The 16,209-nt window shown below is 57.0% G+C and carries 14 protein-coding genes; 13 read left to right on the forward strand and 1 reads right to left on the reverse strand.

Annotation, left to right across the window (positions count from 1 at the left end; genetic code table 11):
* The first annotated feature begins 134 nt into the window (after window positions 1–134).
* From amrB to amrS, 3 genes are read left to right on the forward strand one after another with little or no spacing between them, the layout of a single operon-like run.
* On the forward strand, window positions 135–1,025 hold the full coding sequence (amrB, locus tag ROJ03_RS02160; RefSeq protein WP_313725344.1) for an AmmeMemoRadiSam system protein B: 891 nt from the start codon (window positions 135–137) through the stop codon (window positions 1,023–1,025).
* 2 nt (window positions 1,026–1,027) lie between these two features.
* Window positions 1,028–1,600: an AmmeMemoRadiSam system protein A gene (gene amrA, locus ROJ03_RS02165; protein WP_313725345.1), complete on the forward strand. Its 573-nt coding sequence runs from the start codon at window positions 1,028–1,030 to the stop codon at window positions 1,598–1,600.
* Window positions 1,597–2,556: an AmmeMemoRadiSam system radical SAM enzyme gene (amrS, locus tag ROJ03_RS02170; protein ID WP_313725346.1), complete on the forward strand. Its 960-nt coding sequence runs from the start codon at window positions 1,597–1,599 to the stop codon at window positions 2,554–2,556. The genes amrA and amrS overlap by 4 nt, the downstream gene beginning before the upstream one ends.
* Here amrS and ROJ03_RS02175 read toward each other — a convergent pair.
* Entirely contained in the window at window positions 2,538–2,741 is a 204-nt protein-coding gene (locus ROJ03_RS02175; RefSeq protein ID WP_313725347.1) for a YwbE family protein, read from the reverse strand. The genes amrS and ROJ03_RS02175 overlap by 19 nt on opposite strands.
* A 98-nt stretch (window positions 2,742–2,839) precedes the next feature.
* Here ROJ03_RS02175 and ROJ03_RS02180 point away from each other — a divergent pair, with 98 nt between their 5' ends.
* From ROJ03_RS02180 to ROJ03_RS02225, 10 genes are all read left to right on the forward strand, one after another.
* Window positions 2,840–4,450 carry an ABC-F family ATP-binding cassette domain-containing protein gene (locus tag ROJ03_RS02180; RefSeq protein ID WP_313725348.1) on the forward strand — a complete coding sequence of 537 codons (1,611 nt, stop codon included), beginning with the start codon at window positions 2,840–2,842 and terminating at the stop codon, window positions 4,448–4,450.
* A 14-nt stretch (window positions 4,451–4,464) separates the two neighbouring features.
* A complete protein-coding gene (locus ROJ03_RS02185) occupies window positions 4,465–4,875 on the forward strand; it encodes a C-GCAxxG-C-C family protein (RefSeq protein WP_313725349.1) in 411 nt (136 codons plus the stop codon).
* 178 nt (window positions 4,876–5,053) lie between these two features.
* Complete coding sequence (purE, locus tag ROJ03_RS02190) at window positions 5,054–5,545, forward strand: 5-(carboxyamino)imidazole ribonucleotide mutase (protein ID WP_313725350.1); 492 nt, start codon at window positions 5,054–5,056, stop codon at window positions 5,543–5,545.
* Window positions 5,546–5,572: 27 nt separating this feature from the next.
* The gene (gene purC, locus ROJ03_RS02195) at window positions 5,573–6,286 is read left to right on the forward strand and encodes a phosphoribosylaminoimidazolesuccinocarboxamide synthase (RefSeq protein ID WP_313725351.1); all 714 of its coding nucleotides are present in this window, start codon (window positions 5,573–5,575) and stop codon (window positions 6,284–6,286) included.
* A complete protein-coding gene (gene purF, locus ROJ03_RS02200) occupies window positions 6,286–7,713 on the forward strand; it encodes an amidophosphoribosyltransferase (protein ID WP_313725352.1) in 1,428 nt (475 codons plus the stop codon). Before purC ends, purF begins: the two co-directional genes overlap by 1 nt.
* A 13-nt stretch (window positions 7,714–7,726) precedes the next feature.
* Entirely contained in the window at window positions 7,727–8,761 is a 1,035-nt protein-coding gene (gene purM / locus ROJ03_RS02205; RefSeq protein WP_313725353.1) for a phosphoribosylformylglycinamidine cyclo-ligase, read from the forward strand.
* Window positions 8,758–10,032: a phosphoribosylglycinamide formyltransferase gene (gene purN / locus ROJ03_RS02210; protein ID WP_313725354.1), complete on the forward strand. Its 1,275-nt coding sequence runs from the start codon at window positions 8,758–8,760 to the stop codon at window positions 10,030–10,032. Before purM ends, purN begins: the two co-directional genes overlap by 4 nt.
* 2 nt (window positions 10,033–10,034) lie before the next feature.
* A complete protein-coding gene (locus tag ROJ03_RS02215; RefSeq protein WP_313725355.1) occupies window positions 10,035–11,213 on the forward strand; it encodes a phosphoribosylaminoimidazolecarboxamide formyltransferase in 1,179 nt (392 codons plus the stop codon).
* Between the two features lie 3 nt (window positions 11,214–11,216).
* Window positions 11,217–12,479 carry a phosphoribosylamine--glycine ligase gene (gene purD / locus ROJ03_RS02220; RefSeq protein ID WP_313725356.1) on the forward strand — a complete coding sequence of 421 codons (1,263 nt, stop codon included), beginning with the start codon at window positions 11,217–11,219 and terminating at the stop codon, window positions 12,477–12,479.
* Between the two features lie 10 nt (window positions 12,480–12,489).
* The gene (locus ROJ03_RS02225) at window positions 12,490–16,161 is read left to right on the forward strand and encodes a phosphoribosylformylglycinamidine synthase (protein ID WP_313725357.1); all 3,672 of its coding nucleotides are present in this window, start codon (window positions 12,490–12,492) and stop codon (window positions 16,159–16,161) included.
* Window positions 16,162–16,209 lie beyond the last annotated feature (48 nt).

A 16,209-nucleotide genomic window follows, 5' to 3' on the forward strand; every position in this document is an offset into this window, starting at 1 on the left:
GTTTTGGAAATAAAAGATTATCTTTTCTGCTCTACTGCAGCCTGCACTTCTCCTAACCAAATGTCTCTTGCATTTTCGCCTCCATGCAGTATTATAGGAGGCCTAGGAGCCGACCCTCCTGGATTGGAGGCTGTATGCGCCATGCAAAAGACAGTTCTCACCCAATTCGACACGCAACCTATGCGGGCTCCTGGTATCCTGATGAGCCAGAACAGCTTCAGATTCTCATAGGGAAAGCCTTAGCACAAGCTTGCGAACCGCCGCAAACCCCGGCCCATCTGGCCGTCCTTCCCCATGCAGGGCTGTTCTTTTCGGCCCAGGGAATCGCCCCCTTCTTCTGCAATCTCCCTTCCCAGGCTGAACGGCTGTTGGTCCTGGCCCCTTCCCACACCACATACCTGAAACCTGACCGTCTGGTCGGAGGTGATTTCTCCTCCTATGAGACCCCGCTGGGCAAGCTTGAAGGATTCTCCTTGCCCTCCATTGCCAACGGCTTTGCCCAGGAGGTAGAGAGCGAGCATGCGGTGGAGATGGTGATGCCCTTTCTCTCCTACGTCAACAAGCAACGGAAGAGGCCCCTCTCCTTCAGCTCTGCCCTCATCTCCCAGATCACCGATGGAAAGGCCCTGGACCATCTCTGCAGTGCCTTGATGGCAGACCTTGGTGAGGAGTCGTTGCTGGATGGAAGGACGGTGGTGGTGGCGAGCAGTGACTTTACCCATTATGGGAGGCGGTTTTCCTATGCCCCCTACAGCCACCTAGCTTTGGATGAGCAACGTAGCCGGGTCAAGGAGGATGACCGCACCCTTTCACTCTTGTTTGCAGAAGGCAAAACGGAAGAGGCCCTGGCCTTTTTTGCTGGGAGAAAGCCAACGGTCTGTGGCTTTGCCCCCTCTCTCATAGTCTCGGCCCTGGCTCTTCGCCTCCACTATACAGGAAGGCTTGCCTCTTACTATACCTCATACGACATCGCCCCCTCAGGCGATGATGCGTTTGTCGCCTATTCGACCATATTGTGGAGTTGACCATGCGAAAACGAGAACACACCTTACTGTTGGCTTTGGCTAGAGAGTCCATCTCAAGCTCTCTTGGCCTGGTCTCAAACGATGCCTTTACCCTGATATCCCAGGATCCTGCACCTGTATTCATGGAAAAACGGGGGGTATTCGTGACTTTGAGAACCCTCGGAGGGGAAGATTCACACGCCCTGAGAGGCTGCATAGGAAACCTGTACGGACTCTCTCCCTTGCATAAGAGTATCATGGAACTTGCGCGTGAAGCCGCCTTCCACGATCCACGTTTTCCTGCTGTCCGACTTGATGAACTCTCCAACCTGTCCATTGAGATTTCCGTCCTTACCAAACCCAGGAAGATTGCCTCGTTTGAGGAGATCAAGGTGGGAAGCGATGGTGTTATCCTGACCCTGGGGTACAACCGGGCGGTATTCCTTCCCCAGGTAGCGACCGAGCAGGGGTGGGGTGTGGAGGAGATGTTGGAAAACCTCTGCATGAAGGCAGGCCTGCCCCCCAATGCATGGAAGGATCCTGGATGTGAGTTGGAAGTATTCCAGGCGGAGGTATTCTCGGAGGATACTCCATGACAGATCCCACCTACCTAGTCTGTGATTTTTGCTGGAGGCGGTGCCGCCTCGCTGAAGGACAGAGCGGGGTCTGCCGGGTGCGCAGGCACGAGCAGGGCAAGGTGGTGACGACGGTCTATGCCCATGTGGAGGCTATGGCAGTCGATCCCATCGAGAAGAAGCCTCTCTACCACTACTATCCTGGAAGCACTACCTTCTCCTTTGCCCTGATCGGATGCAACTATTTTTGCGATTTCTGCCAGAATTACTCCCTCAGCCAGGGAAAGGGCGATACGCATGCCGCCGGTGAACGGGTGGCCCCTGCCCAGATTGTCGCCCTTGCAAGAAAGAACGACTGCCACAGCATAAGCTATACCTACAGTGAACCTATGGTGTGGCAAGACTACATGCTGGATGTGGCAAGCCTGGCTAGGGAGGCCGGGATGCAGAACATCATGGTAACAAACGGCTCATTCTCCCAAGAGGCCCTGCTGAGGATCCTTCCCCTCATCGATGCCTTCAATGTGGACATCAAGGGAAACGAGAGTTTCTATCGGGATGTCTGCAAGGCTGATGAACAGGCTGTCCTGGATGGCATAGAAGCGATAGCACAAAGCGGTGCCCACCTGGAAGTGACCACCATGGTCATTGAGTCGATGCATACTGAGGAGGATATTGCAAATCTTGGCAAGCTCCTGCATGAACGGGGTGTCCAGGTATGGCATCTGAGCAGGTTTTTCCCACGATACAGGATGGCCCACCTGAAGCCTACCAGCGAGGCATACCTCAGCAAGATGGTTGTCCGTGCAGCCCTGTCCGGGATACCCTATATATACAGTGGCAACAGTGAGTCAGAGCGGTCTACCTATTGCCCCTCCTGTAACGAACATCTCATAGATGGGCAGAACAGGATACTCGCCATCGAGGGCGGGCGGTGCAAACGATGTGGGACCTCTGTCTACGGGGTGTTCGAGTAGATCTTGGCGACCCTTCCAACCTGGCCCGACTCAAGCCTGACCTTGATCCCATGGGGATGGGAAGGGGAGTTGGTGAGGATGTCCTTCACAATGCCATCGGTGAGCTTGCCGCTTCGCTGGTCCTCCTTGAGGATGACCGCCACCTTCAATCCTGAATATATCTCGCTACGTACCTTGCCTTCCATGCTTGCCTCCTGCAAGGAGTATAGGCTTTTTCCGTGAAGGGGGCCAGTCATGACAAACTGCCTCTATTCTGGTACACTCGGCTCCCTAGGAGTCTTTTGTGGTCAAATTAACGGCGGTCACGGTTGCCTACGGGCAACGTGTCCTTTTGGATAAGGCGGATGTGCTCATCCGTCCTGCAGACAGGATCGGTCTGGTCGGTCCCAACGGAGCAGGAAAATCAACGTTGCTGAAAGTGATAGCAGGCGAGGAAAAGCCTGATGAGGGTACGTTGAGTATCGATAGCGGTACCGTCATCGGCTACTTTTCCCAGAATGTAGGCGAAATGAGCGGGCGAACCGCCTTGGAAGAGGTGTTGCGTGGGGCAGGCTCGGTCTATGAGATCGGCGAGAAGCTCACCGAACTCGAGCACAAGATGGCCACAGGCCTCTCCGATGCCGAGATGAACCTCTATGGGGAGTTGCAGACTGAGTTTATCGCCCGTGATGGCTACGACCTTTCCAACCGTGCCGAGCAGGTGCTCACCGGCCTTGGCATAGGACCGGACAGGTTCCATGAACCGGTGGAGAACTTCTCCGGTGGTTGGAAGATGCGCATAGCCCTTGCCCAGATTCTCGTACTCAACCCCGATGTCCTGCTCATGGACGAACCGACCAACCACCTGGATGTGGAGTCCATCGTCTGGCTGGAAGCCTGGCTTAACTCCTACAAAGGGGACCTGGTCATGACAAGCCACGACAGGGAGTTCATGACCCGCCTCTGCACCCGCACCATCGAGGTAGCCAACGGAGCTGTCACCACCTACAGTGGCGACTATGACTTCTATCTGCGAGAGCGGGAGATCAGGCGCGAGCAGCTTTTGGCTACCTTCAACCGCCAGCAAGCCCGCTTTGCCAAGGACGAGGAGTTCATAGCCCGTTTTGCGGCAAGGGCCTCCCACGCCTCCCTGGTCCAGTCGAGGATCAAGGCATTGGAGAAGGTCGAGAGGATTACCATCCCTCCTGAAACGAAGATCATGCAGGTACAGTTCTCCCCCAGCCCCAGAAGTGGGGACCAGGTCGTGGTCATGAATAATCTCGCCAAAAGCTGGAAGAAGGCCAACGGGGAGGACCATCCCGTCTTCTCCGGCCTTACCGGGGCGATCATGCGGGGCAACAGGATAGCCCTTACCGGGGTAAACGGGGCGGGAAAATCGACCTTCCTGAAGGTGATAGCCGGCCTGACGGAACCGACAAGCGGGGAGGTCACCCTGGGCTCGAGTGTGAACCTAGGCTACTTCAGCCAGTACTCATCCGATGTACTCAATGCCGAGAGGACGATCTTTGAGGAGGTCTCCGAAAGGACACCCCTCTCCTCGATCGGAAGCATCAAGAGCCTGTTGGGAGCCTTCCAGTTTTCCGGCACCGATGCCGACAAGAAGATCTCCGTGCTCAGCGGAGGGGAGAAGAGCCGTGTCATGCTTGCCTGCATGCTCGCCCTTCCTGTCAACTTCCTCATCCTGGACGAACCGACAAACCACCTGGATATCCAGAGCAGGGAGGTGCTTCTTGATGCCCTTACCCGCTTTGAGGGGACCCTCATCGTGGTAAGCCACGACCGTTACTTCCTGAAGCATCTTGCCAACAGGGTCTTTGAGATCGACCACGGCCAGATGCAGGTCTTTGAAGGGGATTACCACTACTACCTGCAGAAGACAGGTAGGGAAGCGTAAGAGAAGGAGTATCTATGGAAAGCAAGTATGTACTGAATGCGAGGGCCTTGCGTGCAAAGGGCTACAACTGTGCACAGGCTGTTGCCTGTGCCTTCATTGACGAGGTACCCGTAGACGAAAAGACCCTCTTTGCCATCATGGAAGGCTTTGGTGGGGGCATGGGAGGAAAGGATGCCACCTGTGGGGCTGTAAGTGGTGCTGTTGCCATCGCCTCCCTACTTTCCAGCAAAGGTGATGTGGCTTCGGGAACCAAGGCTGCCACCTATGCCCTTGCCTCCTCGATGGTCTCCTCCTTCCTTGGACAGAACCAGAGCCTTGTATGCAAGACCCTGTTGGGAAAGGAGAACGGGGTGGTCCTGCGCGACTGCGAATTGTGCATTGAGGATGCGGTTCGCCTTGCTGAATCTGTCCTGAATCTCAAATAGCAACAAATCTGTTGTATTTTATATACAAGTAACCACTAGTATAGATTTATTGTTGCAGTAAAGATTGATTGGTTTTTTTTATGCAACAAATATGCACTTTGTTGCAATAAACTGTTGTATTTTATGGTTGTTTTCTGTACTGTTCCCCTGTGCAAACCACGCAAAAGGGGACTTTCTCATGAAACGAGTAGCCGTGCTGATGGGTAGCGAGCGTGACCTTCCCGTAATGGAGAAGGCCTGTACGGTTCTCGGTGAGTTGTCCATCCCATTCACCGTCCATGTGCTCTCAGCACATAGGACACCCACACAGACAGCCGATTTTGCCCGCAGTGCAGAGGCAAATGGGTACGGCGTGCTCATCGCAGGGGCGGGCATGGCTGCACATCTGGCGGGAGTCCTTGCCTCCCATACCCTGCTTCCCGTCATAGCAGTTCCCCTTTCCGCTTCCCTTGGGGGGATGGACGCACTTCTTGCCTCCGTCCAGATGCCCCCAGGCATCCCAGTTGCAACCGTTGCCATCGACGGAAGTGCCAATGCAGCCCTGCTTGCAGCCCAGATAGTTGCCCTAGGAGATGAAGGGCTCAGCCAGAGGCTTGCACAGAGGCGGCAGGAAGGCGAGAAACTTGCAATAGAGACCAATGAGAGAATCTACAGAAGCTTTACGTCGTAAGGCTTTTTTTATTGTACGGGAGGCACCATGGAAAAGAGGGTTCAGCTCTATGAGGGTAAGGCAAAAAAGGTCTATGCAACTGATGAGAAGGGGTTGTATATCGTCTCCTACAAAGATGACGCAACAGCCTTCAATGGCCTGAAAAAAGGTACCATCACCGGTAAGGGAGCCATAAACAACCGGGTAAGCAACCATTTGATGGGCCTGCTGGAGAAGGAGGGGCTCCCCACCCACCTGGTAGAAGAGCTCAATGATCGCGAGACTGTGGTTAAGGCTGTCCAGATTGTCCCCCTTGAGGTGATCGTGCGCAACATCGCTGCCGGTTCCCTCGCCAAACGCCTGGGCCTGGAGGAAGGATGGAAACTTCCATCCACCGTCCTGGAGTTCTGCTACAAACGGGATGACCTAGGCGACCCCCTGGTCAACGACTACCACATCAGGGCCCTAGGGCTCGCAAGCGACGAGGACCTGGCCCAGATCTCCGCCTATAGCCTGAAGATTAACGCCATCCTTGGATCGTACCTGCTTCCCCTGGGCATAGAGCTTGTGGACTTCAAGCTGGAGTTTGGCAAGACCCAGGAGGGAAATCTCATCCTCGCTGATGAGATCTCCCCCGATACCTGCAGGTTCTGGGATACCAAGACCAAGGAAAAGCTCGACAAGGACCGTTTCAGAAGGGACCTTGGAGGGGTGGAGGATGCCTACAAGGAGATCCTCTTTCGCCTGATGGGAGGCCTCTGATGGGTGGCCTCCATGAGGAGTGTGGCATCTTCGGCGTCTTCTCCCAGGAGGTGGAGGATGTTGCTTCCCTCTCCTACCTCGCCCTCTATGCCTTGCAGCATCGGGGCCAGCAGGGGTGCGGTATCGCGATGAATGAGAAGGGATGCATCACCTCTTTCAAGGACAAGGGTTTGGTCAGCGACGTATTCAAGCCCGAAACACTCCCTTCCCGAGATGCCTGTCGCATGGCCATTGCCCATGTCCGTTATGGGACTACAGGCCTGGATTCCCGGGCAAACATCCAGCCCTTGGTCATCACCCACCAGAAGGGCAGCATGGCCCTTGCCCACAACGGGAACCTCACCAATGATGCCGAGCTACGCCAGGATTTGGAGCTTTCCGGATCCATCTTCCATACCACCAGCGATACGGAGGTCATTGCCTACATCATCACCCACAACAGGCTCTGCTGTCCCAGCATCGAAAGTGCCATCGAAAAGACGATGGGGGAGATCAAGGGAGCCTACTCCCTTCTGGTCATGTCTCCTACCAAGCTCATAGCAGTGCGTGACCCCTGGGGTTTCAGGCCCCTGTGCATCGGCAAGATCGGCGATGGGTATGTGTTTGCCTCGGAAAGCTGTGCCCTCGACGCTGTCGGTGCCCAGTTTGTCAGGGATGTGGAACCTGGGGAGATTGTGGTTGTCGATTCCAAGAAGGAAGGGGAGCCATCACTGCTCAGCATCAGGACCTTCTGCAAGAGCCAGAGCCCAGCGCTCTGTGTGTTTGAGCTGATCTATTTTGCCCGGCCGGACAGTGTCATCGACACCATCTCGATCCACCAGGCCCGCCTGAGGGCAGGCTCGTTCCTTGCCCTGGAGCACCCCGCCCAGGCGGATGTGGTCATAGGGGTTCCCGATAGCGGCATTGATGCGGCCATCGGCTACTCCCGCCAGTCGGGCATCCCCTATGGCATCGGCTTCATCAAGAACAAATATATCGGCCGTACCTTCATCCAGCCAGGGCAGAGTTCCAGGGAGAACACCGTGCGCATCAAGCTCAACCCCATAGCCTCGACGGTGAAGGGCAAGCGGGTGGTCCTCATCGATGACTCCATCGTCAGGGGAACCACCAGCAAACGCATCGTGCACCTCTTGCGGGAGGCTGGGGCCAAGGAGGTCCATCTCCGCTCCGCAGCCCCCAAGTTCCTCTATCCCTGCTATTTCGGTACGGACATAGACTCCTCGGAGGACCTGTTTGCCTACAAGCACGATGATGCGGCCATGCTCAAGTTGCTGGATGTCGACTCCCTGGGGTTCCTCAGCAAGGAGAATGTCACAAAACTCTCCGACCACCCGAGCATCGGCTTCTGTACAGCCTGTTTTACCGGCTTGTATCCCAGTCCCGCACCTGCCTGTAAGGGCAAGGACAAGTATGCCCATCCCATATAAGGAGAACTTTGCAATGACAGAAGAGACCCAGAATGAGAGTTACCGGAGTAGCGGCGTCGATATAGAAAGTGGCTATCGCGCTGTTTCCCTGATGAAAAGCCATGTGGCCAGGACCTTCACCTCAGGTGTCCGGTCGGACATCGGCGGCTTCGGAGGGCTGTTCGAGCTCGATGTAACCAAGACACCCCATCCCATCCTGGTCTGTGGTACCGATGGGGTCGGTACCAAGCTCAAGCTTGCATTCCTGATGGACAGGCATGATACGGTGGGCATCGACTGTGTAGCCATGTGTGTCAATGATGTCATCTGCTGTGGTGCCGAACCCCAGGTATTCCTCGACTACATCGCCTTGGGAAAGCTGGTCCCTGAAAAGGTGGAGGCCATCGTCAAGGGTGTTGCTGCAGGGTGCATTGAGGCTGGCTGTGCCCTCATCGGAGGGGAGACAGCCGAGATGCCGGGCTTCTATCCCATTGATGAGTATGACCTCGCCGGTTTTACCGTCGGGGTGGTGGATAAGACAGGGTTGTTTGACAACACGGCCATCGTCGAAGGCGACCTGCTGGTGGCCCTCCCATCTTCCGGTGTCCACTCCAACGGGTTCTCCCTGGTCCGCAAGGTCTTTGGCCTCGACCATGACTTTTCGTGCCTCTTAAGATTCGAACCTTCACTGGGTCGGACCCTCGGTGAGGCCTTGCTTGAACCTACCACCATCTATGTCAGGCCCCTACTCGATCTTGCAAAGAAGGTCACGGTCAAGGCGGCTGCCCACATAACGGGGGGAGGGTTCTATGAGAACATTCCCCGCTGCCTGCCCAAGGACATGCATGCCAAGATCTACCTCGATGATGTGCGGGTTCTGCCCCTCTTCACCCTGATCCAGCAGAAGGGATCCATCCCCCTCCATGACATGTACAACACCTTCAACATGGGGGTGGGCATGGTGCTTGTCCTCGATGGGGATAGTGCCAGGGTTGCCCTCTCCGAGATCGAGGGCAGCTACGTGCTGGGCACGGTTGCCCAAGGCGAGGGGGGCGTGGTCCTGCTATGATCCGCATCGCCGTGCTGGTAAGTGGAGGGGGGACAAACCTGCAGGCCCTGCTGTATAGCCAGGCCAGGGGTGGGCGCATTGTCCTGGTAGTTTCTGACAGGAGGGGGGCCTATGCCCTCAGCCGTGCCGAGGCGGCAGGCATCCCGACCTCTGTCGTACCCCGTAGGAAGGGCGATGCCACCCTTTTTGAAGAGGAGCTGCAACAGCTTTTGCGTGCGAACGACATCGACCTGATCGTCCTGGCAGGCTTCCTCTCCCTCCTCTCGGCAGATTTTGTGAGGAAATACCCCAGCAGGATCCTCAATATCCATCCATCCCTTATACCCAGTTTCTGTGGCAAGGGGTACTATGGGTTGAAGATACATCAGGCAGCCCTCGAACGGGGGGTGACGATTAGCGGGGCAACGGTGCACTATGTCAACGAGGTACCCGATGGTGGGGAAATAGTTGCCCAGCAGGCTGTACCAGTGCTGCCAGGCGATACCCCACAGTCGCTACAGAAGCGAATCATGGAGGAGGCCGAGTGGGTACTGCTTCCACGCTGTACCGGAGAGGTCTGCCGAAGATTGGAGGAAGAGATGGAAATAGAACAGCTGTTGGGTACAAACCGGTACCCTGGTCGAGGCATCCTCATGGGGCTCTCGCCCGAGGGAGCCTCTGTGGTAGCCTACTTTCTCATGGGACGCAGCAACAACAGCCGCAACCGGGTCTTGGCCCTTGATGGGCAGTCGGTGAGGACCGAGGCCTTCGACGCCTCGGCAATGGAGGACCCCTCCCTCATCATCTACCACCCCCTGCGGCAGGTTGGCTCGACCCTGATAGTAACCAACGGGGACCAGAGCGATACCATTGCCTCCTTCCTCTCGGAGGGGAAAAGCTTTAAAGAGGCGCTCGAGACACGGCTCTACGAGCCTGATGGGCCAAACTATACGCCCAGGATCAGCGGCATCTTCGAGCAGGCCGATCCCCCCTCCTACACCCTCTCGATCCTCAAGAGGGAGGAGGGTGAGTGCAGGCGGTATTTCTTTCCCTATCCGAAGCCACGGAAGGGGCGGGGAAACCTGATCCATACCTACGCATCAGATGGAAACCCCCTGCCTTCCTTTGAGGGGGAACCCAAAGAAGTTACGATCGACCAGGATATCCAGACGTTCTCCCAGAGGATCTGGGAGAGCCTGGATGAGGAAAACAGGATCTCCCTCTATGTCAGGTATACCGACCTGGCCCAGGGCAAGATCGAAGAGCGACTCATCAACAAGCATACGAGGTAAGCATGGACAGTATTCAACTCAAGTATGGGTGCAATCCCAACCAGAGGCCTGCCAGAATTTTCACCGAGGAGGGCAAGCTTCCCATTACCATCCTCAATGGGAAAGCGGGGTACATCAACCTGTTGGATGCCCTCAACGGGTGGCAGCTCGTCTCCTCCCTGGACAAGGCCCTGGACCTGCCTGCAGCGGCATCCTTCAAGCATGTAAGCCCTGCTGGGGCAGCTGTGGGTCTTCCCCTCAACGAAGCGGAGCGGGCGATGTACTTTGTATCAGAGAATAGGGATCTCTCCCCCCTTGCAACTGCCTACACCCGGGCACGGGGCAGTGACCGCATGTCATCCTTTGGGGACTTTGTCAGCCTCAGCCGGGTGTGTGACCTGAGCACCGCCCGCTGCATCAAGGCCGAGGTCAGTGATGGCGTCATAGCCCCCGGATATACCGAGGAGGCCCTTGCCTTGTTGAAGGCAAAGCGAAACGGTACCTTCACGGTGATCGAGATCGATGCCTCCTATGAGCCGATGGAGCTGGAACAGCGGACGGTCTTTGGCATCCGGTTCGAGCAGGGAAGGAATGCCATCCAGCTTGACCAGAAGGTGCTTGAGCCTATCGTCACCGAAAAGTCCCAGCTCCCTGAAGAGGCCAAAATTGACCTGGTTGTCGCCCTCATCGCCCTGAAGTATACCCAGTCAAACTCGGTCTGCTATGCAAAGCGCGGGCAGACCATCGGGGTGGGAGCGGGCCAGCAGTCACGCATCCACTGTACCCGCCTGGCTGGGGACAAGGCCGACCTTTGGCATCTGAGGCAGAGCGAGAGGACCCTCTCGCTTCCATTCCTGCCAAATTTGAGCCGAAACGAGAAGGACAATGCCATCGAGCAGTTCCTTACCGATGAGCCCGAGCTCTCCCTGTCCGAAGGGGAGGGGTGGAGACGTTACTTTACCGAGTGCCCCCCACCCTATACGGCTGAGGAGAAACGCGCCTACCTGAAGACCCTTGGAGGGGTTTCACTGGCCAGTGATGCCTTCTTCCCCTTCAGGGACAATATCGATAGGGCCTCCCGCAGCGGGGTGGAGTATATCGTGCAGCCAGGTGGCTCGGTACGTGATGATTTGGTTGTCGAGGCCTGCAACCAATACGGCATCGTGATGGCGTGCAACTCCATCCGACTGTTCCACCACTAAGCCATGGATATTCTGGTAATAGGCTCAGGGGGCAGGGAACATGCCATTCTTGTCGGGCTCAGAAAGAGTCCCCGTGTAGGCAGGCTGTACGCACTTCCCGGCAATGGTGGGATGGCAGGCCTTGCCACCCTAGTCCCCATAGGGGTCAAGGAACTGGACAGGATCGTCCAGTTCGCCAAGCTGGTAAAGGTGGCGTTTGTGGTAGTTGGTCCTGACGACCCTCTGGTGCTTGGGTTGGTCGACATGCTCGAGGCAGAGGGAATCGCCTGCTTCGGGCCCAACAGGCGCGCTGCCATCATTGAGGGTAGCAAGATATTCTCCAAGGGCCTTATGAAACGCCATGGGATTCCCTCAGCTGCGTACGAGGCTTTCAGCGAGGTGGGCCAGGCCCTCTCCTATGCAGAGACCTGCCCCCTGCCTGCCGTGGTCAAGGCCGATGGCCTGGCCCTGGGCAAGGGCGTTGTCATCGCAACGACAAGGGAGGCTCTGGTAGGCGCCATCAGGTCGATGATGGTGGACAGGGTCTTTGGCACCAGCGGGGAGAGCATTGTCATCGAGGAGTTTCTCAGTGGCATAGAGGTCTCGGTTCTCTCCTTCACCGACGGCAAGACGCTGGTCCCCATGCTCTCGTCGATGGACCACAAGAGGGCCTTTGACGGAGATCTGGGGCCGAATACCGGGGGGATGGGTGTCATCGCCCCCAACCCCTACTACAGTCAGGAGATGGAGGGGCTCTGCATGCAGACAATCTTCCTGCCGACCCTGCGTGCGATGCAAGAGGAGGGAAGGCCCTTCAAGGGGTGCCTCTATTTCGGGCTTATGCTCACCTCCGGCGGGCCGAAGGTCATTGAGTACAACTGCAGGTTCGGCGACCCCGAACTGCAGGCGATCCTCCCCCTATTGGACAGTGACCTGCTCTCGACCATGCTGGCCGTCTCCCAGGGGCGGCTTGCAGACATCGATGTCACCTTCTCCCAGGGAGCAAGCTGTTGTGTGGTCCTGGCTAGCGGGGGGTATCCCGCAAGCTATGAGACCGGCAAGGCAGTAACCATCGGTGAGCTTGGGCAAGGGGTCACCTGCCTGCATGCGGGCACAAGGCTTGTCCCTGGGGGCCTGGTCACCAACGGCGGTCGTGTGCTGAACCTAGTCGCAACTGCCGATACCCTGGCCGAAGCCGTGGCCAAGGCCTACGGTGCGGTCGGTTCGGTCTCGTTTGCAGGGATGCACTATCGCAAGGACATTGGAAAACTCGCCCTTGAGGCGTAGGGGGGGGAGTATGGTCCATCGATTGTTTGTGGAGAAGAAAGAGGGTTTCAGGGTCTCTGAAGCGGCCCTGTTCGAGGATTTGCAGCTCTATCTCGGCATCAGTAGCCTGAAGGGTGTGCGCCTGGTCAACCGCTATGACATCCAGGGTATCGATACCTCGCTTCTGGAAAGGTGCAAGCATACGGTGTTTTCCGAAATCCAGGTTGATACCATCAGCGATACCCTCCCAGAGGTCGCTAGCCCGTGTTTCATCCTTGGTGTTGAGTATCTGCCTGGCCAATATGACCAGCGCTCTGATTCGGCTGCACAGTGCATACAGCTTATCAGCGGCTCTGAACGGCCCTTTGTCCGTAGTGCCAGGATCTATCTGCTGGAAGGCTCTTTCTCGGAAGAGGAGAAGCTGGCCATCAGGGGATACCTGATAAACCCTGTGGACTCTTGCGAATCAAGGATGGAACTGCCAGAGGAGCTCTCTCCCACCATAAGGGATGCTCCTCCTGTCGAGACCCTCACAGGTTTCACCCTCTTCGATGACGAGAGGCTTGGTAGGTTCTCCCGTGAGGAGGGGCTTGCCATGGATGAAGAGGACCTGAAGCTGGTGCGTTCCTATTTTGCCGAAACCGGACGGGATCCTACCCATACCGAGCTGAAGGTCCTCGATACCTACTGGTCCGACCATTGCCGCCATACGACCTTCCTTACCACCTTGGATAGGGTGCAGATTGAGGATGAGGAGATCTGCACGTGGTATGAACGCTACCGCTTTCACCGCAAGGCCTTGGGAGTCTGCAAGCCAGAATCCCTGATGGACCTTGCCACCATCGGAGCCAAGGCTCTCAAGAAGGCGGGAAAACTACCCAGGTTGGACGAGTCTGAGGAGATCAACGCCTGTTCGGTGAAGGTCGATGTCGACCGGGACGGCAAAGAGGAGCCCTGGTTGTTGCTGTTCAAGAATGAGACACACAACCACCCAACGGAGATAGAGCCTTTCGGTGGGGCAGCCACCTGCATAGGCGGGGCTATACGCGACCCCCTTTCGGGAAGGGCCTACGTATTCCAGGCGATGAGGATCAGTGGGGCTGCAAGCCCGTTGGGCCCTGTCGGGGAGACGCTTGCAGGAAAGATAGCCCAGAAGAAACTGGTGGTGACCGCGGCAAACGGAAACAGTTCCTATGGCAACCAGATTGGGCTGGCAACCGGCCTCGTCCAGGAGATCTACCACCCGGGTTTTGTCGCAAAGCATATGGAACTGGGTGCTGTTGTCGGCGCAGTCCCCGCAGGGCAGGTCGTGCGCGAGGTCCCCCAACCGGGGGATCTGGTGGTGCTGGTGGGGGGAAGGACCGGCCGTGATGGGTGTGGTGGGGCTACAGGGTCGTCCAAGAGCCACACCATGGACTCTCTTGCCAGCTGTGGCTCTGAGGTCCAGAAGGGAAACGCCCCTGAGGAGAGGAAGCTCCAACGCCTGATGAGGCGCCCTGAAGCTTCCAGGCTCATCAAGAGGTGCAATGACTTTGGGGCCGGCGGGGTATGCGTTGCCATAGGTGAGCTTGCCGATGGCCTGAGCATAGACCTTGATGCCGTGCTTACCAAGTATGAGGGGCTGGGAGGGACTGAGCTTGCCATCAGTGAATCCCAGGAGAGGATGGCGGTGGTCCTCCAGGCCGAGAATGTCGAAGCTTTTCAAAATTTTGCCAGGGAAGAGAACCTGGAAAGTTCGGTCGTAGCACGGGTCACCGAGGAACCTGCCTTGGTGATGTTCCACCAGGGAGAGAAGATTGTGGAGATCAGGCGATCCTTCCTTGATAGCCATGGGTCTGAGAAGCATGCCACGGTGGTGATCCCCAAAAGAGAGCCTTCCAGGAAGGTGGCGTCCGATCCTAATGTGGAGCAACGCCTGCTCGACCTGATGGGGGATTTGAATGTCTGTTCCCAGCAGGGCCTTGGAGAGCGTTTTGACTCCACCATAGGAAGTGGTTCCTTGTTTATGCCATACGGGGGCACCTATCAGGTGACGCCCTCCCAGGTGATGGCTGCCCTGTTTCCTGTGGGGAACAGCAGGACCAATACCGCCTCTGTCATGGCATGGGGCTATGATCCCTTCCTGATGGAGGAGGATCCTTTCGGTGGGGCGTTCTCTGCTGTGGTCCATTCGGTTGCAAAGCTGGTAGCCTCTGGGGCCGACCTGGGCCAGACCTACCTCTCCTTTCAGGAGTATTTCGGCAAGGTCGGGGATGATCCACTGCGGTGGGGTCTTCCCTTTGCAGCCTTGCTTGGGGCCTTCAAGGCCCAGATGTTGCTCGAAAAGGCGGCGATTGGGGGCAAGGATTCCATGAGCGGGTCCTTTGGATCGCTTGATGTTCCCCCGACATTGGTCAGCTTTGCGGTAAGCGCTTCTCCTGCCCAGGGCCTGATAAGCTGTGAGTTCAAGGGCGCAGGCCACCAGGTGGTCTTGCTTGAGGTAGAGCGGGAGGAAGATATACCCGCTCTCTTTGGCCAGGTCTCCTCCCTCATTGGGGAGGGGAAGGTGGCAGCCTGCTATGCTACCGGATTCGGGGGCATAGCCGAGGCATTGGTGAAGATGTGTTTGGGAAACCGGATTGGCTTCTCCCTGCAGGCCTCTCTCGACCTGTTCTCCAAGCGGTACGGCTCGTTTGTGTTGGAGCTGACCGAGCCTTTGGCCCTGGGTACCCTGCTTGGATACACGACAGAAGCCCAGGTATTCCTGGCAGAACGGTGCAGCCTCCCCTTGGCCACGCTTCAGGCTGCCTATGAGGAGCCCCTCGAACGGGTATACCCGAGGAAACGAGCGGAAACGGAGGAGATCGCAATTCCAAACCTAGCTTGGGATAGGAGGGGAAGGGTCAGGTCAAGCTATCCCAAAGCCTCTCCCAAAGTCCTTATACCTGTGTTTCCCGGTACCAATTGTGAGTATGACCTGGAGCATGCCCTCTATGATGCAGGCGCCTCTTGTGAGACCTTTGTCATCAACAACCTCTCACCCCAAGGGGTGCGGGAGAGTGTCGTCCGGTTTGCCAAGGCCCTCTCATCGGCCCAAATCCTCTTTCTACCAGGGGGTTTTTCTGGAGGGGATGAGCCTGATGGATCGGGCAAGTTCATCGCAGCCTTCCTCCGCAACCCCCTCATTGCCGAAGAGATAGAGCTCTTGCTGGGGCAAAGGGATGGCCTGGTCGGTGGCATCTGCAATGGATTCCAGGCTCTGGTAAAGCTGGGGTTGTTGCCGTATGGGAAGATGCTTCTCCCTACCGAAGATGACCCTACCTTGAGCTTCAACCTGCTAGCACGACACCAGTCGATGCTGGTACGCACCAGGGTCGCCTCGACCCTCTCCCCTTGGATGGGCAGCCATAGGGTGGGGGATATCTCCCTGGTCCCCATCTCCCATGGGGAGGGACGGTTCATCTGCAAGCCCGAGGTCATGGACCTGTTGGTGGCCAACGGCCAGGTAGCGAGCCAGTATGTGGACCTGGAGGGGAAGGCCACCATGGCCTTGCCGTTCAACCCCAACGGTTCGGCCTATGCCTTGGAAGCCCTATCCTCTGCCGACGGCAGGGTGTTCGGAAGGATGGCCCATAGCGAGAGGGCAACGGGCAATCTCTACAGGAACACCCCGTACAGGCCTGATGATGGGCTTTTTGTCGGTGCTGTGGCCTACTTCTCCTGATAGCTACGTCAACCGTTGCACAAAGGGGGTGAGAACTTTGGCTCCTCC

The sequence above is a fragment of the Sphaerochaeta sp. PS genome, from assembly GCF_032144095.1.
Lineage (GTDB): Bacteria > Spirochaetota > Spirochaetia > Sphaerochaetales > Sphaerochaetaceae > Sphaerochaeta.